The sequence below is a fragment of the Flavobacterium sp. HJ-32-4 genome, from assembly GCF_022532105.1.
Taxonomy (GTDB): domain Bacteria; phylum Bacteroidota; class Bacteroidia; order Flavobacteriales; family Flavobacteriaceae; genus Flavobacterium.
The window spans coordinates 1,021,394-1,047,704 of record NZ_CP092832.1 but is presented as its reverse complement, the minus strand read 5'-3'; the positions used below and the strand labels follow the sequence as shown (position 1 = coordinate 1,047,704).

The following is a 26,311-nucleotide window of genomic DNA, read 5'->3' as shown; positions in this document are numbered from 1 at the left end:
CCCGGTTTGTAGACCGGGATTTTTTATGCGCTTTACTTTTTGAACAGTTTGACAACCTTCTGTACCCCGTCCACCGTGAGCCGGGCAAAATACGTGCCGGATGGCAACGATCGGACGTTGACCTCTTCTCCGTTACCCACTAACACAATACGACCTACCGCATCGAGTACTTCGATCCGGTCAACGGAAAGGCCGTTTTGGGCCTTCACATGAAACACCTCCGAAACCGGGTTAGGCCAGGCGGTGATGGCATACTTCATATTGTCCGCCACACCCATCGCTTCCACAAATTGTGTTTCGAAGACATTGGTCTCGATTGCCGGATTGAAGTCAAAGTAGATCGAGGCCGCATTCGGGATAATATCCCCAACGGCATAACCCGGCTGCGGTTTGATACGATAGGTGATGTAGCCATGACCGATCTGGGTATTCTCTTCCGACGGTGGTAGCTGGATGTCGTTGAAACGCCAGGTAAGTTGACTACCATTTCGTTCCAATACATATGGATGACTGGCTGCTACCATTTCCAATGTACCGGCATTTAACTGGGCATCCAATGTGTTTTCCACCCGAACGAACTCGGCATTCGCTGTACCCGTATTTTCAAAACGGATGGTATAGGTCAGGTAGTCCGATGCGGTAAAGCCGTCGACAACGATCTTACTCCCATGCGCCTCCGTGATGTCATTCGGATCATACGACCCGACGATCATTTGGGAATAGGAAGCCGTGTCATTGGCAGCGTTCACATCCGATGCGACCGCTACCGCCGCGCTGTTGAATACCAATTGGCCCAGCGTCACAGTCGGAATTACCGGCACCTGCATCGTGACATTGACCCATCGCACCTCATTCGGCGTGAGATCGGCAAATGAATAGGTGAACCCGGCAGGCGTCACGTTTGCTGTATTTTCGGATACGCTTACGATAGACAGGGCAGGATCATGGGCGAAGGTAAGGGTGCCGGATACCGTTTGTGTGCCGTTATTCCGCAGCAAAATACCCGTCTCGTACAGAAACCCGGGCCTTGGCATGGTATAGGGCACAAGATAAACGCCTACTTCACTGAACAGCGCGGCCGAAATGGCAAACTTGTATTCACTTAGGCCCGTTGACGTGATCGAGACGTTTGGGTACGATCCCGGCGTAACGGTATAGTAAGGAGCAAACGAAGGGTAGATCGCATAACCCAGGTCATACACCGCGGTCGGGTCGTCTTCATCAATGTAGTATTTTCCGTTCGACGCGGCTACCTGGTGCATGATTCCATCACCGTTCACTTCATACTGGAAGGTGCCGAAGTCAAGGTTCGTTTCGTTTTCGTCCTGAACCCCATCTGCGTCGTTATCATAAAAAGCCGACAGCAGGATACCGTTGCCGCCCACAATGACTGTGACAGTCGCATACGCTGAGCCGGTTATGTCCGTAATGGCATAAAGGAAGGTATCGGTTCCCACGAAACCACTATTCGGGGTGTAAGTGAAGGTGTCATCATTCGCATAGGGCGTATCGAACGTGTTGAGGGTCACAACACCGTTTGAAGGCGGCTGGGCAATAGAAACGACGGGCAGGTCATTGCCCCCCAGGCTATCGTTCATCAGCATGATGATTTCTACGGGCGTGTCAATATTAGTATTGACGAGGTCGTCCATGGCGAACGGCCCCTCGCTGATGTCAGGTGCCACCGTGATCGATACCTCCGTCGTAGAAGCGTCCCCGAAGGCGCTGGTAATGGTGTAGTTGAATACATCTACCCCGTTGAAATTAGGGCCCGGCGTATACAAGATGGTATCATCTGTTGGGTCATTGGGCGTATCGTTCTGTAAAATGACAGCGGTAGAGCCATTTTGCAACTCGCCCAATACGAAAGTTCCAGGTCCTTCCGAGCCAAAACTATCGTTGGCTAAAATATCGAGGATCATAGGCGTGTCTTCGCTACCCCAAAAATTATCCGGATTGGCGACTGGACCTCCCGCATCTCCTACTACGATAATGGAAACGGTAGCCGAATATGTAGTACCTCCCACAAGGGTAACCGTGTACACAAAACTGTCTTCCCCGGCGAATCCCGGATCAGGCACGTAGAGGATGGTATCGTCATCAGGAGCAGGTGTCATGTTCCCCTCGATGGCCACCTCGCCATGTTGGGCCGGACTCAATATTGATATCGTTTCAAGGGTCGCTTCACTGAAATTGTCGTTTGCCAGAACCGGAATCACCACGGCGAAGCCCTGCCCTGTTGTAGCCGTATCGTCAACTGCCTGCGCACCCACGCGCGACACAGCGAACAGCAAAAAGAAGAAGTAAACGTGTTTCACATGTTCGGTTTGGATTATCAATTAGGTCATATAAACTCCTGTAAAGGGTCTGTTGTGGGTTCAAATCAATTTTTGATCACTTTCTCTACCTGACTTCCTTCTTCGGAATCGACGCGGATAAAGTAGATGCCTTTTTCGAATGAAGACAAATCAAGTGTGACAGAAGGCGCATCGGATGCTTGCGTAAGGACCACTTTGCCCAACACGGTGTAAACCGTCAATTTCCTTATATTCGACGGGTTTTCGATGGTGAGTACGCCCGATACGGGGTTCGGATACATCTTCACGACGCCACGAACCGGCTGGTTTATGGAAAGCGTCTCTACAAACTCGGTGTCGAATAAGTTGGTGATGATCGCCGGATTCGTATCGAAATGGATGCTGGCCTTGTTGGGGATAATCGTGCCTGCCTGGAAACCCGGCATCGGCTTAACGGCATATTGCACGTAGCCTTTCCCGATTTGGGTATTGGGCACCGATGGTTCGAGATTGATATCCTTAAACTGGAACCGCAGTGTGTTGCCCACGCGATCCAGGGTGACGTTATTACTACTGTCGAGAAGCTCAACGGTAGCAGGATCCAACTGGGCATCGAGCGTATTGTTGATAAGGATATCAAAAGCCTCGGCTGTGCCCGTATTCTCAAAGCGGATGGTGTAGACAAGGCGGTCGTCTGCCCCGAAGGCATCCAACCCAATTTTTCCTCCGTGCGATTCGTTGATATCATTCGGGTCATAGGATCCCACTACCACCTCGTTAAGCCCGAAGATATTGTCAAGCGGCAGGCTTTCGTTGGCAACCTGTGTGGCAAACACGGACGTCGTGATATGGTCGCCGAGGTTCACGGTCGGAATCGTCGGCACCTGGAACGGCACCTCGTAGGTCCAGACGGCGAAGGGTGGTAAGTCATTGAACGGCAGGGAAAACCCGTTGGCGGTAGAAGTTGCGCCCACCGGTAAAGATGTAGGCGTCCCGAGCTGGCTGTCTCTCAAAAAGTTCAATACGCCCGACGTCGGTACGGTGCCTTTGTTGCGAAGCCGCACCAAATAGGTATACGGCAATCCCGGACGCGGCAATTGATAGGTGGTCATGGTGACGGTCACATCGGTGACAGCCGGTGCGGTGACGGGGAAATAATACGTTACATTGTCATTGGCCCCGATGGTAACATTGGTATACGTTGTAGCACAGGAAAAAAGTGGGTTATTGGTGCTGAAAGCAAAATCATACACACCAGGCTGGCCGTATAACAGACTGGCCGAGCCCGAAAAGTTACTCAGGTAATGGGCTGGCAGCGTGTCGTTGCGCACGTACTGGAAGGTCCCGTATGGATACTTTGGTTCGTTTAGGTCCTTCTGCCCGTTGTTATTCAGGTCGAGAAAAGCCGTTAAGGTAATGGCGGTTTGGGGGCCGATGAATACGGTAGCGGCAGATACATCGCCATCAATATCAGCGATTGAATAGGTAAACTGATCCGTACCTGAAAATGTCGCGCCGGGCGTGTAAACAATGGTATCATCCGTCGGATTATTTGGTGTTCCTCCGTCGTCTACTGCTGCACTGCCGTACGCCGGCGCGGTCGCTATCGATATAGGGTACCATGAAGGACCATCGCCTCCAAATGAATCGTTCATCAAAATGGGAATCATGATGGCTTGGTTATCACAGGATATATGGTCGTTTACCGCGAGGGGCATCTCATCAGTGCAAAGGCTTAAAATGGTTACGGTTGCCGTAGAAGTCTGCCCGTCCGAATCCATGATAATGTAGGTGAAAGAATCGGTTCCGCAAAAATTAGGGTTTGGCACATACATGATGGTATCGTCCGTGGGGTCGTTTGGTGTGCCATAATCATTTACTGCGGCCCAGCCATTTGTGGGCGGCGATGCGATCGCTACATTATACGTACCTGGCCCATCGCCACCAAAAGAATCGTTCGTCAGAATATTGATTAGTATGGGCGTATCTTCAAATGTTGACGCGGTATCGTCCACTGCTATCGGCATATCCGACTCAAATGGCCCCGGCGCAATGCTAATGGTGATCATCGCATCCGCTGTTTGCCCTGACGCATTCGTAATCCGGTAGGGGAAAGTATCGAATCCGTTAAAGTCGGCGTTGGGCGTATACAAGATGATATCGTCAGAGACCGACGGCGTTCCATTGTTGTTTACGAAAGCGACCCCATTCGCGGGCGGTGCCAAAATTTCGATCATCGCACCCGCCGCCATACCGTTCGTGCCGAAGTTGTCGTTTGCAAGAACAAAAACGGGAACGGGGGTATCCTCGACGGTCACGCTGTTGTTGTCTCCCGCGAGCGGTGCCGGTCCTATCTCCCATGGCCCATCACCCCATACCGTAATGGAAACCGTCGCATCGTCGGTTTGGCCGTTCGCATCCGTGATGCGGTATTCCAAGTGGTCGTTACCGTAGAATGTGTTATTCGCCGTGTAGAGAATTTTGTCGTCCGAAGCGGTAGCGGTGCCATTGGTATCGACGAATGCTTGTCCGTGTTGGGGGAAAACCGTGATTTGGATGGCGGTACTGCCCGCACCGAAACTCCCGAAATCGTCATTAATCGTCACCGGAATCACAAGCATCGTCGCTCCCACCACCGATGCGGTGTCGTTCTGCGCATGCATCGGATCAGGCTGGGCCACTGAAATATACAGCGTGGCGGCGCTGGTTATTCCGGCGCCATCGGTAATGCTGTAAATGAGGTAGTCGGGGCCTGCATAATCGGGCGAAGCAGTATACACAATGGTGTCGTCCGCGAGCGATGGTGTACCCTGGTCGTTAATTACTGCCATGCCCATCAGTGGGGCAGTAGTGATGCTGAATGCGGAAAGTTCACCATCGATACTATCGTTGTTGAGTACACCCACCGAAACTGCCAGACCGGCAAAGGCAGTGGTCTCGTCGTCAACCGCCTGTCCCTGTGCGCCAAGCGTAAAAAAGATAAGGGCCAAAGCGGCCCAAAAGTAGGATTTCATCATAAAAAGTGAGAGAACTAAGGTTTCGTTATCATAACAGTCCAACGTGAATTCTCCCCCTCCCATCGAAGCAAATAATTGCCGGCTGCGAGGAAGGAAACATCTATCATGGACGTGTTATCATAACTGGGTCGAACCAATAACTGTTGGCCGGAAAGGGCATACAGGCTGAAAACGCCCGCCGATGGGAGTCCCGTCACCGTAAGTATATCCCGCACCGGATTCGGGAATGCGCGAAACGTTGGCCTATCAGGTGTTTCGTTTGACAATGACGCTACAAATTCCGTCTCAAATACGTTAGTTGACACCGGCGGATTGAAATCGAAAAAAATGTGTGCCTGGTTCGGAATGACGTCCCCAACCTGTAGCCCCGGAAAAGGCTTCACGGAAAACGTGACCTGCCCTTTCCCTATATTCATATCGGGCATAGAAGGAGGAAGATCGATATCCGGAAAAAGAAAACGCACTTTGTTGTCGGTGCGCCCCATCGTAACGTAGTGGCTCGAACTGACCAGCATGATGGTAGACGGATCCAGTTGGGGGTCAAGCAGGTCTTCGATAATCAGGAAACTCGCTGCGGCCGTGTTGGTATTTTCGAAGCGTACGGTGTAGTACAAGAGTTCATTGTCCGCAAAGGTCGACAGCACAATTTTCTCGCCATGTGCTTCGGTAAGATCATTCGGGTCGTATGAGGCCGAAACGGCTTCCTTTTTTTGAAAGATGTTATCGAACGTCGCCACATCCTGTTCGAGTCCGACCGAGACAAACGCGCTTAGGTAGTCACCAATGCCGACATCCGGAAGCGATGGCACCAGGTAGCACACCTGATACATACGCACTTCATTGGGTTGCAATTCGTCAAACGGAATGCTTAGGGTGTTTCCGTCGAAAGAAGCACCCTCCGGAACAGAAGTGGGGTTGCCCAGCTTAGTGTCTTTTACAAACGAAAGGGTGGCCGACGTCACGGCTGTTCCTTTATTCCGAAGCACAATATGGTAGGTATATAAAAACCCCGGTCGCGGCGCACAATCGGTCGTGATCACCACGGATACGTCAGTGATGGGCGGTTCAAAAACCCCCGAACGGGCGACCGAAACAGGACTATGCACCGACACAACCCCCTTTGCCGATAGGAGGCCGCCTGCGAGCAAAGCGAGGATCAGTATTCGTAAAACCCGAACTTGCATACCCTTCTTTTTAGTGTCGTAACGGGGTGCCGTATGCCAAATATAACAAATTGGAAATACGAGTTTTAACAAAATGTAAGGTTTCTATGAAAAAACCTATTGCATTAGTAGCAAAGGGTATTAATCATCGCGAAATGCGATGTTTTTTTGAAATTGGGAGCAGTGAAAAACGGTGAGAGGAACCTCTTTTAGGGTCTACTTCAAATACAGGCAGTGTCCCGCGTAATCGATTATCGCTTCTCCTTCAAGAAGTACGTCGGCGCCGATGATGCCGTCCACCGGGCGCGACTTGTGCTCACGCAAGGCCGTATTCACATGCGACATATCGAATACGACCAGGTGGAAGTCGTCTGATTTCCAACGGCCCATTTTCAACGTATTGGACAACGCAATCTGGGTCATCATCCCCACCGCACCGGCACCGGCCGCTTTCGTCTTAGATTGGGAGGCGTTCAGCAGGAACTTCCCGACGCTTTCAAAACCCACACAACTGTTCGACGCGCCTGTATCGAGAATGAACGTGCCTTTAACCCCGTTGATACTGGCTTTGATTGAAAGGTGTTGGGTGCGCGTCACCTTGAATGCAATCTTTCTATAGCCTTTTCGGCGGAGGATATCACCCAGTTCCTTCATATGCCAAAGGTACGACTCCAAATGAAAAAAGGCCGTCTGTCGACAGCCTTCTTCCGGTATAATCACAAATGCAGGGTACGTATGAAACAGCGATAATTTCATTTACCCTACCTCATATGACCATCTTAACTTTGTATTTTCGCACCATGATTCTTACCGACACCCATACACACCTCAATAGCAAGCAGTTTGCAGCCGACCGCGACGCCATGATGCAGCGGGCGATACAGGCAGGCGTGACCCGTTTTTTTGTTCCTTCGATTGATAAGTCGCGGACAGAATCGCTATACGACATCGAAGCCCGCTACCCCGGACAGGTCTTCATAATGATGGGATTGCATCCGGTGTATGTAAAGGACGATTACGAAGAGGAACTGGCCTTTGTGGAGGCGGAACTGGCACGCCGCCCGTTCGTGGCCGTCGGTGAAATTGGCATTGATATGTACTGGGACAAGTCGACCCTTCCCCTCCAGCAGGACGCTTTCCGACGGCAAATCCGGATGGCGAAGCAATACCGCCTTCCCATCAACATCCATGGCCGCGATGCTTTCGACCCTATCTTTGAAATCCTTGAAGAGGAAAAAGGCGACGACCTCCGCGGCATCTTCCATTGTTTTTCGGGTAACCGGCAACAGGCGGAACAGGCGATTTCGTATGGGATGAAACTCGGAATCGGTGGCGTCGTGACGTTCAAAAACGGACAAATCGATCAATTCCTGGCCGATATTTCCCTGTCAGACATCGTCCTGGAAACCGACGCGCCCTACCTCGCTCCCGTACCCTACCGGGGCAAGCGGAACGAGACCGCCTACATCGTGCACGTGGCCGAAAAACTGGCAGCGCTGCACGGAACGACAGTGGCCGAAGTCGCCCGCATCACAACCGAAAATTCACGCAACGTCTACGGGATTTAACCCAAAAGCAACGGCAAATCGCGTTTTTTTTCGTTTTTTTGCTAGACCAAAACCGACACGATGCAGAAATTTGACGCCATCCGGCCATTTTATGATGCCGAGGTGAACGAAGCGTTGCAAAAAATTTCGGGACACCCCATGATGAAGGCGTTGATGAACTTCACCTTCCCCGATTCACCCGACGAGGTTTGGAGAGACCAACTCGCGCGCACGCACTCCATCCGTGATTTCCAGTGTAACTTCATCTACAAGTCGGTCATGCAGGTACTCAGCAAGACCTCTGAAGGGTTGAGCACGTCGGGTTTTGAGAAATTACAGCCCAATACTTCCTACCTGTTCGTATCGAACCACCGCGATATCATACTCGACACGTCGCTGTTGAATTGTAGCCTGTTCGATCACGGACTCGTCATGACGGCCTCTGCCATCGGCGACAACCTGGTAAAAAAGGCGTTCCTCCACACACTGTCACGATTGAACCGCAATTTTCTCGTGCTACGGGGCTTACCTCCACGTGAACTGTTGCAGGCCTCCAAGCTGATGTCTGAATACATCGCCCAGTTGCTGCTCCGCGAGAACCGTTCGGTATGGATTGCCCAACGCGAAGGACGCACCAAAGACGGTAACGACACCACGCATCCGGGTGTGCTGAAAATGCTTGCGATGGGTGCGGAAGGCGACGTAATGTCGTATTTCCGGAAGGTGCGTTTGGTGCCAGTGTCCATTTCGTATGAATACGATCCGACCGATGCCCTCAAAATGCCGCAATTAAAGGCCGAGGCGAACAACGAGATCTACATCAAGGAAAAGAATGAAGATTTCCTGACGCTGATGAGTGGTATCATGGGGCAGAAAAAACGCATCCACATCCATGTGGGCGATGTGCTCGACGAGGAAATCGAACGCATTGCAGCCGGAAACGAGCATTCCAACACCCAGATACAATCGTTGGCGCAGGCCATTGACGACTCCATCCGGGCGTCGTATAAGCTATGGCCGACGAACTTCATCGCCTACGACCTGCTGCACAAAACCGACCGCTTCGCTGACCGGTATAACGAAAAGGAAAAATCGCTGTTCGAACGACGGCTTGAAATCCGAATCGACGAAGAGAACCCGGATGATGTCGGGCATTTTTTGGCGATGTATGCCAATCCGGTCATCAACCAAATGAAATACGGCGATGTCTAGGCCGCGTATACTGCTGGTCTATACCGGTGGTACCATCGGGATGATGAAAGACTTCGACACGGGTGCGCTGAAAGCATTCAACTTCAAAAAGCTCCTGCAACGTATTCCCGAGATCAAGCAACTCGACTGCGACATCGAGACCATCTCGTTCTCAGAACCCATCGATTCGTCGAATATGAATCCGGAACGCTGGGCAAAAATGGCCGACATCATCGACGGGAATTATGACGCCTTCGACGGCTTTGTCGTGCTGCACGGATCCGATACCATGTCGTATTCCGCGTCGGCTCTCAGTTTCATGCTCGAAAACCTGACCAAACCCGTTGTTTTCACAGGCTCGCAATTGCCCATCGGCGACCTCCGCACCGACGCGAAGGAAAACCTGATTACGGCTATCCAAATTGCCTCGTTACAGGAAAAAGGCAAACCGGTAGTCAGCGAGGTGTGCCTCTACTTTGAATACAAACTCTATCGGGGCAACCGCACTACGAAGATCAATGCCGAGCATTTCAATGCGTTTTCCTCTCCGAATTACCCGCCCCTGGCTGAATCGGGTGTCCACCTGAAGATGAACCGCGAGTGGTTCCTGCCCCGTCCGAAAGCGAAGAAACCGATGGTGCACCGTGATATGTCGAGCGAAGTAGCTATCGTCAAAATGTTCCCGGGCATCAGCGAAGCCGTATTGTCTTCCATCCTATCCATACCGAACCTCAAGGGCGTGGTGCTGGAGACCTACGGAGCCGGCAATGCGCCAACCGACCCCTGGTTTCTCGACCTGCTGAAAAAAGCCATCAAAAACGGTCTGCATATCGTCAACGTGACACAATGTGCGGGTGGCAGTGTGAGTATGGGACATTACGAAACGAGTACATCCATGAAAAAAATCGGTGTGATTTCTGGTAAGGATATCACAACGGAAGCCGCGATTACCAAACTCATGTACCTGTTAGGACAGAACGTATCGCATAGCGTGTTCAAGACGGTGTTCGAAACCCCGATCCGCGGCGAGATTTCCTAAAACGGATGCGATGCAGTACCCGTCGTTCACCAAAACCCGGTTAGCGCCTACTCCCAGTGGTTATCTTCATTTGGGGAATGCCTATTCGTTCCTGCTGACGGCAGCGCTGGCCAAACGACACGGCGCCAAAATCCTGCTTCGGATCGACGATATTGACCGAGGCCGTACGCGCGATGCGTATGTCACCGATATCTTCGATTCCCTTGCCTTCTTACAAGTAGAATGGGACGAAGGCCCCAAAACGGCGACGGACTTCCACCAACACTTTTCACAATACCTGCGGATGCCGCTATACGAAACCCTGTTGCAACGATTGGTGGCGACGGGAAGGGTCTATGCCTGCGGCTGCTCCCGTAAACAACTGGCGGAGCAAGGTGGTCACGATGCGACCGGCTGCCGTGCCCGACAACTTCCCCTGGACGCGCCCGACGTGGCCTGGCGGATCAACACCGATGATGCGGGGCCCATTTCAGTGCGAACGTTGGACGGCACCAACCGGATCGGCCACCTGGAGGCAGGCACCTCTGATTTCATCATCCGGAAACGCGACGGTGGCCCGGCCTACCAGATTGCATCGTTGGCAGACGACTTGTATTTTGGAGTCGACCTCATCGTGCGCGGCGATGACCTGTGGACGTCGACTCTATCGCAGCTTTTTCTGGCGCGATTGCTGGGCGAACAGGGTTTTCTGGATGCTACCTTCCACCATCATGGCTTATTGACAGATGATGCGAATCGGAAACTTTCGAAATCGGAAGGGGCTACGTCGTTGCGTTATATGAAATCGAATGGAGCCGGGAGGGAGACCGTCCTTGGTTTGATACGCGAGGAATTACCGGGGATACCCTTTCCGTTTTGACCTACGTCAATCTTACTGGTCCCGCAACATTCCTGCACTTTTCTCAGGTGTGATGTCTCGTTGCGATTCTCCCAACATCTCATAGCCCACCATGAACTTCTTAACCGCCGCCGACCGCAGCAACGGCGGATAGAAATGCATGTGGAAATGCCATTCCGGATGGGTTTCTCCATCTGTTGGCGCCTGGTGGATGCCCGCTGAATACGGAAACGACGTGCGGAACAACGCATCGTATCGCATCGTGAGGTCTTTGATGAGGGCGGCATACGAACCGACTTCCTCGTCGGTCATATCCGTAATCCGGCCAAAGTGGCGTTTGCTGATAATCATTGTTTCGAAAGGCCAGGTCGCCCAAAACGGCACCAGTGCCACGAAGTGGTCGTTTTCGATAACGATGCGCTCGTGGGCCGTCAGCTCGTCGTTCAGGTAATCGGCCAGCAGGCTACGCCCCTCTTGTTCGAAATACGCCAAAAGATGGTCTTGCGTGCGCTGCACCAGGGTGGGCAACGACGACTGCGCCCAAATCTGTCCGTGCGGATGCGGATTCGAACAACCCATCACCGCACCTTTATTTTCAAAAATCTGGACGTAGCGGATGAAATCGCGGCTACCTAAATCGGCATACTCGCGTTGCCAGGTCCGCACCACGCCTGCGATGGCGCTGACGTCCATGTCGGGTAAGGTCAGGTCGTGGCGGGGGGAAAAACAGACGACCCGGCATAGTCCCTGTTCCGGTTGGGCGCGGAAAAAACCGCTACCCGTTCCGCCGGTTACGGCGTCCGGTTTCAAGGCGGCAAAGTCATTATCGAAGACGAAACTTCCTTCGTAATCGGGGTTGACCTCACCATTCGCACGTTCGTTCCCGGGGCACAGGTAGCACGACGGATCGTGGTGAGGACGCACTTCTTGGGCGGCAACCTCTTCCTGTCCCTGCCAGGGTCGCTTCGCCCGGTGGGGTGACACCAATACCCACTCGCCCAATAGCGGGTTGAAACGGCGGTGCGGGTGTTCGTGCTGATCAAATACGTTCATTGTCAGGCGATTTTAGGAGTCTTACACGCCATCGTACCATCGGCAATCTTCACTTTATAGGCTTCGAGCGCAACACCGAACTTCTCTTTATAAGCGGTCGAAAGGCGTCGGATAAGCTCGTTTTGTTTTTCCTTACGGACGAGGTTGATGGAGCAGCCGCCAAAGCCGCCACCCATCATCCGGGCGCCGAGCACCCCTTCTTCCGCGCGGATGGCCTCCACCAAAAAATCGAGCTCGTCGCAGCTTACTTCATAGTCGTTTGAAAGTCCATCGTGTGTAGCATTCATCAACGCGCCCAGACGGACGAAGTCGGATTGGTCAAGTGCATCGACCGCCTCCCGCACCCGCCGGATTTCGTTCACCACGAAACGGCAACGGCGGTAGATTACCTCGTCCAATGCGTCTTGGGCTGCTTCGACCTGTTCGATGGTCAGGTCACGGAAGGTAGTGATGCCGGGATATCGTTGCTTCAAGACCGCAAATCCGGCCTCTACCTGTTGGCGGCGTACATTATAGCCCGATGTGAGGTGGCTATGTTTTACTTTGCTATCGAGCAACAGCAGTGTATAATCGCCAAAATCGGCGGTATGGTAATCATAGTCAAGTGACGTGCAGTCGAGACGGATTGCGTGGTTCTTCTTTCCGAAAACCGAGGCAAACTGGTCCATGATGCCGCAGTTGACGCCCACAAAGGTGTGTTCGGAACGCTGGCCCATCAGTGCGATTTCCTGTTGCGTAAGGCCGAGGTCGAACAATTCGTTCAGGGCATAGGCAAACCCACATTCAAGTGCAGCAGACGATGAAAGTCCGGCACCCATCGGAATGTTGCTCGCAAATGCCAACTTAAATCCCCGAACCGGTAGGCCGCGCTCTTTGCATTGGGCCAATACGCCCAACAGGTAGTTTGCCCATGTTTTGTCAGACGGCACGACCGGATCGTCAATCGAGAACAACAGCGTGTCGTTCAGGTCGCCTGCAAAAAGCGTGCATTGGTCGCCATGATGTTCGGATACTGCGAAGCACACATACTTGTTGATGGCTGCAGGCAAAACGAAACCATCGTTATAGTCGACATGTTCCCCGATGATGTTGATGCGTGCCGGCGAGAGAAACATCCGCTGTGGCTCGGTGTGGTAGTGCGTTTCAAATAAGGCCGTGACCGCACGTATGAGTTCCTTTTTTTTCATGGCGAGAAGGCTTGGTTTATTCCGCGAAAGCGTCGAGTGCTTCGAGTGCATTGTGGTCGAAGTCCCATAGCGCCTGATTTTCGGCCGCAGATCCTTCCGTCGATTGGTTACCGTTCCAGGCGATCCATTCTGTTCCCCAATAGGCGAATCCGATACCCCATTGCGTGGTTTTGATAGTGCCTTTGAGAGAGTTCAGGTAGCTCTTTTGCCCGTAAGGCGTGGCCGGGAAGGCTGGAATCAATTGGTTTTCTAGCCCTACAAGATTATTGGTCCAGTCGTTCCAACTCAACGTAAACGGATAGGCCGTTTCGGCTACGATCACCTTCTTCTGGTGGGCGGCCCCGAGGGCATCGATAGTGTTTTTTACCTCCGAAAGACTCTTACCGTGCCACACCGGATAATAGGATATCCCGATGTAATCAAAATCGATCGCAGCCGTTTTGTTGAAGAACCAATCGGAACCCGTGAGTCCGGCGAAATGCAACATGATTTTCGTATTAGGTGCTTCGGCACGAATGGTTGTGGAAACCGCTTCCGTAAGCGCGAGGTATTGCGACTCGTTTTGCGTCAGCCGTCCCATAGGCCAAAGGAAGCCATCGTTGGTTTCGTTTCCGATCTGGAAAATATCGGGCTGAATCTGGGTGAGGATATCGGAAGTATATGCCGATACCGCCGTTTTCATCTGGTCGAACGAGAAACCGTTCCACTCGGCAGGAATTGTCTGGTGACCCGGATCGGCCCAGGTATCAGAGAAATGTACGGTAAGCCAAACGCGCATACCGGCGGCACGCGCACGGGCGGCCATCGCCTTAACCTCGGCCATGGTCGAATGTCCCGATACTGGATTCTTCCAGAGACGGAGCCGGATGTAGTTGCAGCCGGCCTCTGCCAGCGTTGTGACTACATCCTGTGGCTGTCCGTCTTTGTAAAACGCGTTGCCGGCGGCTTCGATCTCGGGGAGGAACGAAATATCAGCAGCGCGTATAAACGAAGGTTCGGGGTTGGGGTTTTGATTCGGTTCGGACTCACTGCTTGAACACGAAAGCAATGCGAATGCGGCGGCCATAAGGCTAACCATCAGTTTTTTCATAGCGGTTGAATTTTATAGATTGTTTTCTGGAAATAGCGTTCGTCTTTCCGCAGTACCGTCGACGGAAAATGCGGGTGATTCGGTGCATCCGGGAAATGCTGTGTCTCGAAGCAGATGCCGCTGTGCGGATGATAAGCGGCTTTCTCCTTACCGGCCAGAAGTCCAAAACAATTCCCTCCGACATATATATGAACGCCGGGCTGGTCAGTGTAGACGAGCAATTGCAATTGGCTTTCCGGACTGAAAAGCGTGGCAGCCGGTCGCGACGGATCGTCGAGTACGAAGGTCGTGTCGATCGCTTCCGGACAGTTTTTCGGGGACGTGAAGTCAAACGGACAATGATCGAGCTTCAGGATGCGTCCTGTTGGAATGTTCTCTTCGTCGGCTTCGAGCTTGCGGGTAGAATTGACCATCATCTGTTGTTGGCGGACGTCTCCCGTATGCCCATCAAGGTTGAAATAACTATGATGGGTGAGGTTGACGACGGTATCGGCATCGGATGTGGCTTCGTATTCGATGACGAATTCATCCTGCTCGGTGAGGGTATAGGTTACGTTAACCGTGACTTTGCCGGGGAAGCCCATATCGCCATCCGGACTCACATGCTGTAGGCGGATGGCGGGATTATCGCCGTCATGAAGCGATACCAGCGACCAAATGCGGCGGCTCCAGCCCTTCTTGCCCCCGTGCAGGCAATGCCCATTATTGTTGCGCGAAAGCCGAAAGCGACCGCCTTCCCATTCAAACTCGCCAAATGCGATCCGACCGGCATACCGTCCGACCGTAGCGCCCATATACGGTGCCGCACGTAACCGGAAAGAAGCGGCGTAGTCGGCCACATCGTCGAAACCGAGCACGATATCCCGAACCCTACCGGTTCCGTCTGCAATCCGAAAAGAGGTGACAGTCGCACCGTAATCGGTGACATCCAATTCCGTCCCACGTTCGTTCCGCAACGTATACAGACGTGACGCGTGGCCCCGCGGGGTAAACCCGAACGAGCGGATACGGACATTTTGGGAGAAGCGGGAAATATTCGTCAGTTCCATGGTTGAAGCGTTCACATCCAAAAGTAAAAAAGTCGAAGACGATGCCATACCTGTACCTACCAGTTTTGTATCTTGCGACGCTAAAATGAGGTTATGGGGCTTATTACCATCCAGGAAAATTCAGGCGTTCCGAAGTACCGGCAGATCATCGCCTCGGTTGAACAGGCCATCCGCGACGGACGACTTTCGAAGGGGGACCGCTTGCCCTCGGTGAACAAAGTCTGCCTGGGATTCGGTTTATCGCGCGACACGGTTTTGTTGGCTTACGATGAACTCAAGAAGCGCGGCATCCTTTTCGCCCATCCCGGAAAAGGCTATTACGTCAAAAGCACGGGCGTTAGCATCCAACGGAAAGTATTCCTGTTGTTCGATGAGCTCAATAGTTTCAAGGAAGATCTTTACAATAGTTTTCTGGAACACATCGGAACGGAAATCCAGGTAGATATCTTCTTCCATCATTTTAATCCGCAGGTGTTCCGAAAGCTGGTCGACGACGCGAAAGGAAACTACACCCATTACGTCATCAACCCATGTGAATTGGAAGTAGCAGAAGAAGTGCTGGCAACGCTTCCGCCTGAAGACGTGTACCTGCTTGACCAGGTGCAGCCGAATCTTAGCCAATACGCAGCGGCGTACCAACCGTTTGCAAAAGACATTTACGACGGACTGAAACAGGCGCATTCCCGTTTGTCGAAATACGGAAAACTGATCCTGATTTTTCCGGATTTCCGCGAACCCCAGGGTATGCTGGAAGGCTTCCGAAAGTTCTGCCGTGACATGGCCCTTCCCCACGACAGCATCCGGTCGTTCGGCCAACGGAAAATTGTGCCGGGCGAGGTATACGTCATCCCCAACGACCGCGACCTGGTGCGTGTAATTGAACGGGCGAAGGAACAGCGATTTGAAGCGGGTCGCGACTTCGGTATCATCTCCTACAACGAAACGCCACTCAAAAAAGTAGTCGAAAAAGGCATCACAACGATCTCCACCGATTTCGAGGCGATGGGTCGTCTGATGGCGGGTATGATCCTAAAAGGCGATAAGCGGCAGGTGCCGAATAAGAGCGGGCTGATCCTGAGACATTCTTTATAATCGAAAAGGGGGCGGCGCACCTCTTGGATTCGCCTGCACAAAAAAAATCCGGACACTCATAAACAGTATCCGGATTTATTGTTTGGAAAAAAGCGGTTAGTTCTTTCTGAGGATGAGCTTTTTGGTGATCTCTTCCTGACCGAACTGGATTTTGATGTAATACACCCCATCCTCGTGTCCGTCCATCTGCCATGTCGATTTCAGGGCAGTCGGCTTGAACTGGCTGATCAGCCTTCCGAGATTGTCGATTACTATGATAGTATCCGGCATACGATGGCCCGTGTCAACAGTTACAGCCCCATTGGTTGGGTTCGGATACAACGCGATGACGTTGGTAGTGCCCGGTTGGTCTATACTCAAACTATCTATGGTAATACAATCGCTCATGATTGTACAACCGTCAAGCGTGACAATTACGGCATATTGTCCGTTCGCTGTAGCCGTAAAGCTCTGTCCCGTTTCACCTAAGATGACACTTGGTAGGTCGTCGCATGACACCCACTGATAGGTAGCGCCGCTTTGGTTTGCCGTAAGCGTTGCCTCGTTCACCACTACCGTGTTGTCTACGGTAGGGATGATAACGGTAAAGCTGCTTTCCGCTGAACAAGTGCCGTTGTTTGCATAGACATACACGGTTTGCGTTTGGCTGATGCTATCACCGGCCAGAAGTAACGTTCCTCCTGCATTGGGTTCTGTGTAATAATTTCCTCCGGCAAGGGCTGGAAGGATGTAGCTGCCGCACGCGGTAACATCTTCGAAACTTTCGACAGTCGGAGCCGGGAGCACCGTCACGGTAAAGCTGGTTTCCGCTTCGCAGTCGCCGTTGGTTGCGTATAGGTACACCGTCTGTGTGCTGGTGATGACATCGCCTTCGATCAGCATTTCACCCTGGCCGTTGCTTTCGGTGTAGTAATTTCCGGTTGTCAGGGCAGGGAGCGTATACGCATCACATACCGTCACATCACTCCTATCTTCAACCGTTGGCGTTGGTGTGATGATTACATCGAAATGGCTTTCCGCCGTACAATCACCATTGGTCACATAGATGTAGATGGTTTGAGAGGCGGTAATCACATCACCTGCGTTCAACATCACACCCGCCCCGTTGGAAGCAGTAAAGTAGTTTCCGTTGGCCAGGGATGGTAGCACATAGCTGTCGCAAGCGGTAACGTCTTCAAAACTCTCGACAGTCGGCACCGGATTAATGGTAATCACAACGTCACTTTCCGCGGTACAAGTGGCAATAGCGCCTTCGACATATAGATATACAGTTTGTGAAGTCGTTATTACATCACCAGCCTGCAACATTGTTCCCGCGCCGCCTGGTGCGGTATAATAATTCGCGTTAGACGTGAGTACCGGCAGCGTGTAGCTTCCGCACACGGTCACATCGGCTAGTTCATCGATGACCGCTGTTTCGGTGATGGTCACCACGAAGCTCGTCTGCGCCATACAATTGCCGTTATCCGCGAATATATATATCGTCTGTGTCGACGTAATGGCGTCGCCCGCTACCAACATCGTGCCCTGACCGTCAGCAGCAGTGTAATAATTACCGTTAGCCAGTTCGGGTAATGTATAGCTTACACAGGCCGTAATGTCGGTCATGGTGCTCACGACAGGCACCGGATGCACCGTGATGGCCATCGTCGCTGTAGTGGCGCACTGACCTGCATCAGGCGTGAAGGTATAGGTGGTCGTGGTGGTGTTATCCAAGGCCGGCGACCAGGTTCCGGTGATGCCGTTATCGGATATCATTGGCAAGGCCAGAAGCGGATCTCCTGAGCAAATCGCAGCTACCTGTGTGAATACAGGCGTCACGTTCGGGGTGACGATAATCGTCATCGCGGTAGTCTCCGCACACTGACCAGCGTCAGGTGTAAACGTATAGGTCGTGGTCACGGTAGTATCAAATGCCGGTGACCAGGTTCCCGTGATACCATTCTCTGACGTTGACGGCAGCGCAAGTGTCGCACCTGAACAGATTGCCTCGACCTGAGTAAAGGCAGGCGTTACGATTGAATTGACGGTAATCGTCATAGTAGCCGTATCGGCACACTGACCTGCATCAGGCGTAAAGGTATAGGTAGTGGTCGCGGTGTTATCCAACGCTGGTGACCAGGTTCCTGTGATACCGTTGTTCGAGGTCGTTGGCAATGCTGACAACGTAGCTCCCGAACAGATAGCCGCTACCTGCGTGAACGTCGGTGTTACGATTGGGTTGACGGTAATAGTCATAGTCGCCGTATCGGCACACTGACCCGCATCAGGCGTAAAGGTATAGGTCGTGGTCGCGGTGTTATCCAACGCTGGTGACCAGGTTCCTGTAACGCCATTATCAGATGTCGTTGGCAAGGCTGACAGGGTCGCACCTGAACAGATTGCGGCTACCTGCGTGAACGTCGGTGTCACGATTGGGTTGACCGTGACGGTCATCGTCGTGGTGTTTGCGCATTGGTTCGCTGCTGGCGTGAAGGTATACGTAGTCGTTGTGGTATTGTTCAACGCCGGTGACCAGGTTCCCGTAATACCGTTGTTGGATGTTGTTGGAAGAGCCGACAACGTCGCGCCTGAACAGATGGCCGCTACTTGCGTAAATGTTGGTGTCACGATTGGGTTGACCGTAATGGTCATCGTCGTCGTGTTCGCGCATTGGTTAGCTGCTGGTGTGAAGGTATACGTAGTAGTAGTCGTATTGTTCAACGCTGGTGACCAGGTTCCGGTGATGCCGTTGTTGGATGTTGTTGGAAGTGCCGACAACGTCGCGCCTGAACAGATGGCCGCTACTTGCGTGAACGTTGGAGTTACGAGTGGGTTGACGGTGATCGTCATCGTCGTCGTGTTTGCGCACTGGTTGGCTGCTGGCGTGAAGGTATACGTAGTCGTTGTGGTATTGTTCAACGCTGGTGACCACGTTCCCGTAATGCCGTTGTTCGAGGTCGTTGGAAGAGCCGACAACGTCGCACCTGAACAGATCGCGGCTACCTGAGTAAACGTCGGTGTCACGATTGGGTTGACCGTGATGGTCATCGTCGTGGTGTTTGCGCATTGGTTGGCCGCTGGTGTGAAGGTATACGTAGTCGTTGTGGTATTGTTCAACGCCGGTGACCAGGTTCCCGTAATACCGTTGTTGGATGTTGTTGGAAGTGCCGACAACGTCGCGCCTGAACAGATGGCCGCTACTTGCGTGAACGTTGGTGTCGCGACTGGGTTAACCGTGATGGTCATCGTCGTCGTGTTCGCGCATTGGTTAGCGGCTGGTGTGAAGGTATACGTAGTAGTAGTCGTATTGTTCAACGCTGGTGACCAGGTTCCGGTGATGCCGTTGTTGGATGTTGTTGGAAGTGCCGACAACGTCGCGCCTGAACAGATGGCCGCTACTTGCGTGAACGTTGGTGTCACGATTGGGTTGACCGTGATGGTCATCGTCGTGGTATTCGCACACTGGTTGGCCGCTGGTGTGAAGGTATACGTAGTAGTAGTCGTATTGTTCAACGCCGGTGACCAGGTTCCGGTGATGCCGTTGTTCGACGTGGTTGGAAGCGCTGACAAAGTCGCTCCTGAACAGATGGCCGCTACTTGCGTGAACGTTGGAGTTACGAGTGGGTTGACGATGATCGTCATCGTCGTCGTGTTTGCGCACTGGTTGGCTGCTGGCGTGAAGGTATACGTAGTCGTTGTGGTATTGTTCAACGCTGGTGACCACGTTCCCGTAATGCCGTTGTTCGACGTGGTTGGAAGCGCCGACAAAGTCGCTCCTGAACAGATGGCCGCTACTTGCGTGAAGGTCGGTGTCACGACTGGGTTAACCGTGATGGTCATCGTCGTCGTGTTCGCGCATTGGTTCGCGGCTGGTGTGAAGGTATACGTAGTCGTCGTCGTATTGTTCAACGCCGGCGACCAGGTTCCGGTGATGCCGTTGTTCGACGTGGTTGGAAGCGCTGACAAAGTCGCTCCTGAACAGATGGCCGCTACTTGCGTGAACGTTGGAGTTACGAGTGGGTTGACGGTGATCGTCATCGTCGTCGTGTTTGCGCACTGGTTGGCTGCTGGCGTGAAGGTATACGTAGTCGTTGTGGTATTGTTCAACGCTGGTGACCACGTTCCCGTAATGCCGTTGTTCGAGGTCGTTGGAAGAGCCGACAACGTCGCACCTGAACAGATCGCGGCTACCTGAGTAAACGTTGGTGTCACGACTGGGTTAACCGTGATGGTCATCGTCGTCGTGTTCGCGCATTGGTTAGCGGCTGGTGTGAAGGTATACGTAGTCGTCGTGGTATTGTTCAACGCCGGTGACCAGGTTCCGGTAATGCCGTTGTTGGAAGTCGTTGGAAGTGCCGACACAGTCGCTCCAGAACAGATGGCCGCTACTTGCGTGAAGGTCGGTGTCACGACTGGGTTAACCGTGATGGTCATCGTCGTCGTGTTCGCGCATTGGTTCGCGGCTGGTGTAAACGTATACGTAGTCGTTGCGGTGTTATTCAACGCCGGTGACCAGGTTCCGGTAATGCCGTTGTTGGAAGTCGTTGGAAGTGCCGACAAAGTCGCTCCTGAACAGATGGCCGCTACTTGCGTGAAGGTCGGTGTCACGACTGGGTTAACCGTGATGGTCATCGTCGTCGTGTTCGCGCATTGGTTAGCGGCTGGTGTAAACGTATAGGTCGTAGTCGTGGTATTATTCAACGCCGGTGACCACGTTCCGGTAATGCCATTGTTCGATGTCGTTGGCAAGGCTGATAACGTCGCACCTGAACAGATCGCAGCTACCTGCGTAAATGTTGGTGTCACGACTGGGTTAACCGTGATGGTCATCGTCGTCGTGTTCGCGCACTGGTTCGCCCCCGGTGTAAACGTATAGGTCGTTGTTGTAGTATTGTTCAACGCCGGTGACCAGGTTCCGGTGATGCCGTTGTTCGATGTTGTTGGAAGAGCCGACAACGTCGCACCTGAACAGATGGCTGCCACTTGCGTGAACGTTGGTGTCACGACTGGGTTAACCGTGATGGTCATCGTCGTCGTGTTTGCGCACTGGTTCGCACCCGGTGTAAACGTATAGGTCGTTGTTGTAGTATTGTTCAACGCCGGTGACCACGTTCCTGTGATGCCATTGTTCGAGGTCGTTGGCAAGGCTGACAACGTCGCACCTGAACAGATGGCGGCTACTTGCGTAAACGTTGGGGTTACTTTAGGATTCACCGTAATGGTCATCGTACGTGTAGTCGCACATTGACCTACACTTGGTGTGAACGTATAGGTCGTTGTTGTAGTATTGTTCAATGCCGGTGACCACGTTCCGGTAATGCCGTTGTTGGAAGTCGTTGGAAGTGCCGACAAAGTCGCTCCAGAACAGATGGCAGCTACCTGCGTGAACGTTGGTGTCACGACTGGGTTAACCGTGATGGTCATCGTCGTCGTGTTCGCGCACTGGTTCGCACCCGGTGTAAACGTATAGGTCGTTGTCGTGGTATTGTTCAACGCCGGTGACCAGGTTCCCGTAATGCCGTTGTTCGATGTCGTTGGCAAGGCTGACAACGTCGCTCCTGAACAGATGGCGGCTACTTGCGTGAACGTTGGGGTTACTTTAGGATTCACCGTAATGGTCATCGTACGTGTAGTCGCACATTGACCTGCGCTTGGTGTAAACGTATACGTAGTCGTCGTAGTGTTATTCAACGCCGGTGACCACGTTCCGGTAATGCCATTGTTCGATGTCGTTGGCAAGGCTGATAGCGTCGCACCTGAACAGATCGCAGCTACCTGCGTAAATGTTGGTGTCACGACTGGGTTGACCGTGATGGTCATCGTCGTCGTGTTCGCGCACTGGTTCGCACCCGGTGTAAACGTATAGGTCGTTGTCGTGGTATTGTTCAACGCCGGTGACCAGGTTCCGGTAATGCCGTTGTTCGACGTTGTTGGCAATGCAGACAACGTTGCACCTGAACAGATGGCGGCTACTTGCGTGAACGTTGGTGTCACTTTAGGCGTGAGTGTTACGGTAACCGCACGGCGACCGCTTTCGCAACCGCTGAGTGTCTGGCTTACATAATAGGTACCGGCTGCCAATACCGTAGCGCCTGTCAGGACCGTGCCATTCGCAGGAACGTTGTACCATTTCAAGGCCGTGCCGGTCGCCTGTAGGTTCGCCACCGTTGCGCCCGTACAGAAGGTTTGCGTTGCGCTGGCTGTAGGCAGTGGAGTGGCAATTGCGGTCACCGCCAATCGCGTTGGCGATTCGCAGGTACCGTTGCTTTGCGACGCATAGTACGTTGTGCCTATCGTGACCGACGTATTAGCGGCCAATAGGTTTCCTCCGGTCGCAGCACTGTACCACTTAATGTTGGTACCTGTCACTGTAAAGCTGGCGAGTGTCGGATTATTACAGACAATCTGGTTGGCAGTTCCGGTTGGCGCCGATGGCGAGGTCGACGTGGTGGTAAAGGTATACGCCTTGGTATTTAAGTTGAATGTAATATTGTAGGTACACCCTACAACCGGGATGTTCGGTCCGTCCTGGACTCCTGTTCCCGTTGGGAAGGTGGCGCCGCCCCAGTTTAAGTTCCAGGCGCCGTTCAGACGAAACTTCACCTCTCCGGTGGTGAGCGCATAATTGTTCAGGGTAAAATTGACCCCATCCACAGATGACATGAACACATCGGTGTCCCAACCGGCTGCAGCTGTTCCTACAATGCCCACAACGGGCGCCGCACAACTGACCGAGCGTGTTCGGTTGACCTGCTCCGCGCCACAACTGGAGTTGGTGTGCATGAAGTAGCGGATAGTTCCCGTTGTAGTCCCCGAATACCAAACTACAGGTGTCTGGCCACTGGCAAATACGATATTACCGGTTGCATTTGTGATCGTTAGATAATCAGTAGCAACAGATGAAGTGAAAGTATAGTATTTCCCTGCGGTGACGTTTACGTTTGCGTACTCTCCGGCCCACGAACCTGTTGAAATCACCTGGGCGGAACCATCGCAGGTGGGTATGGTAAACGTGCCGGGCGGATACACCCCGAAGACACCTGCCGTACCGTTACAGCTTGCTGCGGCTACGGTGGTAAAACTGCCAGCCGATACCCAGTTGCCCACCGATGACCCGCCGCAGGCAGATCGTATCCATGCGTAATACGTTTGGTTCGGATTGAGTCCGGTGATATTCGCCTGGCCGACTGCTGGGAAAGTACCCGTCGGGGTCGTTGCGCTATTCGGTGCCACATTGGAACCCGCGAAATAATACTGGTATCCGGATGTGGGGAAGGGGCTTGGAGCCGTCAAGCTTACAAAGGCGGAATTGGAAGTGACGTTTATAATCGAAACATTGGTCGGATCTCCGCAAACGGTGGTTGCCAGGGTGGTGAAGCTGCCCCCGTATACCCAGTTACTCTTGTCGGTGTTGTTACATGCCGACCGCACCCAAAAATAATACGTAGTAGAGGGATTCAGGTTGCCAATAGGCGCTGCTAACGTGGGCGAACTGCCCGTTGGCGCGGTAGTGTATTGCGGCGCTACCGCACTCGACGTGCTGACGTAAAACTCATAATTTGCGGCCTGCGACATGCTGAAGTTCCAGGACAGCAATGCACCGGAACTCGTCACATTGGAGCTCGTCAATGAGACCGGCGTCACGCACACTGTATTGTCACAGGTGATATAACGATTCCGGTTTATATTCTGTGTGCCACATGCCGAATTAGTATGGATGTAATACCTCAAGGTCACCGGTGCATTTTCAACGTTGTATACAACCGGCGTCGTGCCATAGGCCAGCACCTGCGTTCCGGCAGCATTGGTAATGGTGATAAAATCGGTGCTCACCGAAGACGCGAACGTGAGGCGTTTGTAATTGTTCGGAACAGAGATGTTCGAATACTCCCCTCCGTAGGCGTTGTTTACGATCAACTCCTGCGTACCCGTACATTGCGGAGTGTATGTAGTACTCGGCCAGAGCGTTCCGGTCGTACAACCCACAGGGACAGCAAGTGTCGTAAAGGTGATCGGACCAGACCAAGCACTTTTCGTTGCTCCGCAATTGGAGCGAACCCACCAGTAGTAGGTGGTGCTTGGAGCGAGGATATTGTTTAAGGTAATGTTATTGGTATTGAGATTACCCGACGGCGTAGTGGCCGCATTAGGGGCGGTACTGGAAGTGCTGAAATAATAGTCATATCCACCGGAAGGCGTACTTGGAGTTGACCACGTGAGAGTCGCGGACGAACTTGTTATGTTGGTGGTAGAAAGGCTGGTGGGTTGGTTACAGGAATCTGTCGCGATGATCAACCTCTGCCGGGAAACGGAATCATCCCCACAGGATGAATTGGCATGGAGGTAATAGCGTATGACACCGGTCACGTTGCCCGAGTTCCAGATAACTGGCGAGGTACCTGAGGCATAGACGACCGTACCGGCGGCGTTGGTAACCGTAACATAGTCGGTTCCGACGGTACTGGTGAAGGTATATTGTTTATTCGCAAGGACGTTGACATTGGAATATTCCCCTGCCCAGGCGTCGGCGGTGATTTCCTCGAAATTACCCGTGTAAGCAGGCGTGAAGGTCGTCTCGGGATAGAGTCCGAAGGATGCTCCGTTACACGCCTGAAAGGCGATTGTCGTAAAGGAACCTCCAGACACCCAGCCGCTTTTCGTTGCGTTACAGTTTGACCGGACCCAATAGTAATAGGTAGTCGAGGCGCTGAGCCCGGAAATAGAGTTGACCGTCGATGCTACGGTTCCGGTCGGGACGGTGGCGGCGGTAGGCGCTGTATTTGACGTGCTGATATAACAGTCATATCCGACACTTGGCGCCGTTCCCGGTGCCGTCCAGTTCAGGCGGGCCGAGTTCGACGTGATATTGGTAACGTTGAGGCCTGAGGGTTGTCCGCAGCCAGCCGGCGTACAGGTGATGTAGCGGATACGTCCGACATTCTCGGCAACGCAACCTGACGTTTTGTGAATGTAGTAGCGAATGACGCCGGACACCGAATTGGAGTTCCAACTCACCGGTGACGTTCCGAAGGCGTAGATGGTGCTGCCTGCCCCATCCGTTACGGTGATAAAATCCGTAGCCGTTGAACTGGCGAAAACATACTGATTGTTCGCCGTAATATTGATTTGGGCGTACTCACCTGCCCAACAGTCGGTATTGACGATTTCCTGGGTGCCGCTGCAGGCCGGCGTGAAGGCGGTATCGGGATACAATCCACCGGTAACACATTGCCCAAATGCCGTGGGTATGCAACAAAGTACAGCCCACAAGGCGAACAAGGTAATTTTTAACTTCATAAACGAATCTTAGATGGTTTCAACAAGCACTTTAGTTTCGCCTTTTGTGATTGTAGCGTCTCTGTGAGCGACCAGCGGACTAACGTCCGATGAACGGTCCGGATGGGCGACGCTGCGGTTTCCCGAAAGGCGCGCCTAAGATAGTGGGCTATCGTCGTTCGCGAACGATTTACTACATAAGTGTAGTGGTTTACTTAGTAACTGCGAACAACCGATTATCGGCTATGTGAAAAAAGGGGCGGTGTGCGCATTACGTGGTTTTGATGGAAAAATTAAGACCCCCGACACACCCTTCAGAACCTACTTCGTAGAAAATGTCCTTCACTATCAATTGCTTACAACGCCCGGAAACTTGAGCCTGCGCTTTACGCTCTCAACCCTACCGTCCAACAACCAATAACCCATAACCAACAACCACCAATAAAAAAAGCCCCTCATCTGAGGAGCTTTGTACCCGGAGCCGGGCTCG

14 protein-coding genes are annotated in these 26,311 nt (G+C 52.7%); 5 read left to right on the top strand and 9 right to left on the bottom strand.

Annotated elements, in window-relative coordinates:
* Positions 1-32: 32 nt before the first annotated feature.
* From MKO97_RS04235 to MKO97_RS04220, 4 genes are all read right to left on the bottom strand, one after another.
* A complete protein-coding gene (locus MKO97_RS04235) occupies positions 33-2,318 on the bottom strand; it encodes an Ig-like domain-containing protein (RefSeq protein WP_241104825.1) in 2,286 nt (761 codons plus the stop codon).
* Between the two features lie 65 nt (positions 2,319-2,383).
* Positions 2,384-5,311, bottom strand: coding sequence for an Ig-like domain-containing protein (locus MKO97_RS04230; protein ID WP_241104824.1), 2,928 nt, complete (start codon positions 5,309-5,311; stop codon positions 2,384-2,386).
* Positions 5,312-5,328: 17 nt separating this feature from the next.
* Positions 5,329-6,498 carry a T9SS type A sorting domain-containing protein gene (locus MKO97_RS04225; RefSeq protein WP_241104823.1) on the bottom strand — a complete coding sequence of 390 codons (1,170 nt, stop codon included), beginning with the start codon at positions 6,496-6,498 and terminating at the stop codon, positions 5,329-5,331.
* Positions 6,499-6,693: 195 nt separating this feature from the next.
* The gene (locus MKO97_RS04220) at positions 6,694-7,131 is read right to left on the bottom strand and encodes a retropepsin-like aspartic protease (protein WP_241104822.1); all 438 of its coding nucleotides are present in this window, start codon (positions 7,129-7,131) and stop codon (positions 6,694-6,696) included.
* Between the two features lie 146 nt (positions 7,132-7,277).
* Between MKO97_RS04220 and MKO97_RS04215 the strand changes: the two genes are divergently transcribed.
* Genes MKO97_RS04215 through MKO97_RS04200 form a run of 4 tightly spaced genes read left to right on the top strand, consistent with a single transcriptional unit; the run spans position 7,278 to position 11,113 of the window.
* The gene (locus tag MKO97_RS04215; protein WP_241105499.1) at positions 7,278-8,045 is read left to right on the top strand and encodes a TatD family hydrolase; all 768 of its coding nucleotides are present in this window, start codon (positions 7,278-7,280) and stop codon (positions 8,043-8,045) included.
* A gap of 60 nt (positions 8,046-8,105) precedes the next feature.
* The gene (locus MKO97_RS04210; RefSeq protein WP_241104821.1) at positions 8,106-9,236 is read left to right on the top strand and encodes a 1-acyl-sn-glycerol-3-phosphate acyltransferase; all 1,131 of its coding nucleotides are present in this window, start codon (positions 8,106-8,108) and stop codon (positions 9,234-9,236) included.
* Positions 9,229-10,254 carry an asparaginase gene (locus MKO97_RS04205; protein WP_241104820.1) on the top strand — a complete coding sequence of 342 codons (1,026 nt, stop codon included), beginning with the start codon at positions 9,229-9,231 and terminating at the stop codon, positions 10,252-10,254. Before MKO97_RS04210 ends, MKO97_RS04205 begins: the two co-directional genes overlap by 8 nt.
* Before the next feature lie 10 nt (positions 10,255-10,264).
* Positions 10,265-11,113 (top strand): glutamate--tRNA ligase family protein, encoded by an 849-nt coding sequence (locus MKO97_RS04200; protein WP_241104819.1) that lies wholly within the window; start codon positions 10,265-10,267, stop codon positions 11,111-11,113.
* Between the two features lie 12 nt (positions 11,114-11,125).
* Here MKO97_RS04200 and MKO97_RS04195 read toward each other — a convergent pair whose 3' ends face one another.
* From MKO97_RS04195 to MKO97_RS04180, 4 genes are read right to left on the bottom strand one after another with little or no spacing between them, the layout of a single operon-like run.
* Positions 11,126-12,145, bottom strand: a complete 1,020-nt coding sequence (locus tag MKO97_RS04195; protein ID WP_241104818.1) for a UDP-glucose--hexose-1-phosphate uridylyltransferase — start codon at positions 12,143-12,145, stop codon at positions 11,126-11,128.
* Positions 12,146-12,147: 2 nt separating this feature from the next.
* The gene (gene galK, locus MKO97_RS04190; RefSeq protein ID WP_241104817.1) at positions 12,148-13,332 is read right to left on the bottom strand and encodes a galactokinase; all 1,185 of its coding nucleotides are present in this window, start codon (positions 13,330-13,332) and stop codon (positions 12,148-12,150) included.
* Between the two features lie 16 nt (positions 13,333-13,348).
* A complete protein-coding gene (locus MKO97_RS04185; RefSeq protein WP_241104816.1) occupies positions 13,349-14,422 on the bottom strand; it encodes a glycosyl hydrolase 53 family protein in 1,074 nt (357 codons plus the stop codon).
* Entirely contained in the window at positions 14,419-15,471 is a 1,053-nt protein-coding gene (locus tag MKO97_RS04180; RefSeq protein ID WP_241104815.1) for an aldose epimerase family protein, read from the bottom strand. Before MKO97_RS04180 ends, MKO97_RS04185 begins: the two co-directional genes overlap by 4 nt.
* Positions 15,472-15,564: 93 nt before the next feature.
* On the opposite strand from MKO97_RS04180, the gene MKO97_RS04175 reads away from it, so the two are divergent.
* Positions 15,565-16,563, top strand: a complete 999-nt coding sequence (locus tag MKO97_RS04175) for a GntR family transcriptional regulator (RefSeq protein ID WP_241104814.1) — start codon at positions 15,565-15,567, stop codon at positions 16,561-16,563.
* A 96-nt stretch (positions 16,564-16,659) separates the two neighbouring features.
* Here MKO97_RS04175 and MKO97_RS04170 read toward each other — a convergent pair whose 3' ends face one another.
* A complete protein-coding gene (locus tag MKO97_RS04170) occupies positions 16,660-25,842 on the bottom strand; it encodes a fibronectin type III domain-containing protein (protein WP_241104813.1) in 9,183 nt (3,060 codons plus the stop codon).
* Positions 25,843-26,311: the final 469 nt, after the last annotated feature.

Coding starts and splice junctions, on each gene's coding strand:
- MKO97_RS04230 (WP_241104824.1), bottom strand. CDS start 5,311: ATGAAATCCTACTTTTGGGCCGCTTTGGCCCTTATCTTTTTTACGCTT.
- MKO97_RS04225 (WP_241104823.1), bottom strand. CDS start 6,498: ATGCAAGTTCGGGTTTTACGAATACTGATCCTCGCTTTGCTCGCAGGC.
- MKO97_RS04220 (WP_241104822.1), bottom strand. CDS start 7,131: ATGAAGGAACTGGGTGATATCCTCCGCCGAAAAGGCTATAGAAAGATT.
- MKO97_RS04215 (WP_241105499.1), top strand. CDS start 7,278: ATGATTCTTACCGACACCCATACACACCTCAATAGCAAGCAGTTTGCA.
- MKO97_RS04210 (WP_241104821.1), top strand. CDS start 8,106: ATGCAGAAATTTGACGCCATCCGGCCATTTTATGATGCCGAGGTGAAC.
- MKO97_RS04205 (WP_241104820.1), top strand. CDS start 9,229: ATGTCTAGGCCGCGTATACTGCTGGTCTATACCGGTGGTACCATCGGG.
- MKO97_RS04200 (WP_241104819.1), top strand. CDS start 10,265: ATGCAGTACCCGTCGTTCACCAAAACCCGGTTAGCGCCTACTCCCAGT.
- MKO97_RS04195 (WP_241104818.1), bottom strand. CDS start 12,145: ATGAACGTATTTGATCAGCACGAACACCCGCACCGCCGTTTCAACCCG.
- galK (WP_241104817.1), bottom strand. CDS start 13,332: ATGAAAAAAAAGGAACTCATACGTGCGGTCACGGCCTTATTTGAAACG.
- MKO97_RS04185 (WP_241104816.1), bottom strand. CDS start 14,422: ATGAAAAAACTGATGGTTAGCCTTATGGCCGCCGCATTCGCATTGCTT.
- MKO97_RS04180 (WP_241104815.1), bottom strand. CDS start 15,471: ATGGAACTGACGAATATTTCCCGCTTCTCCCAAAATGTCCGTATCCGC.
- MKO97_RS04175 (WP_241104814.1), top strand. CDS start 15,565: ATGGGGCTTATTACCATCCAGGAAAATTCAGGCGTTCCGAAGTACCGG.
- MKO97_RS04170 (WP_241104813.1), bottom strand. CDS start 25,842: ATGAAGTTAAAAATTACCTTGTTCGCCTTGTGGGCTGTACTTTGTTGC.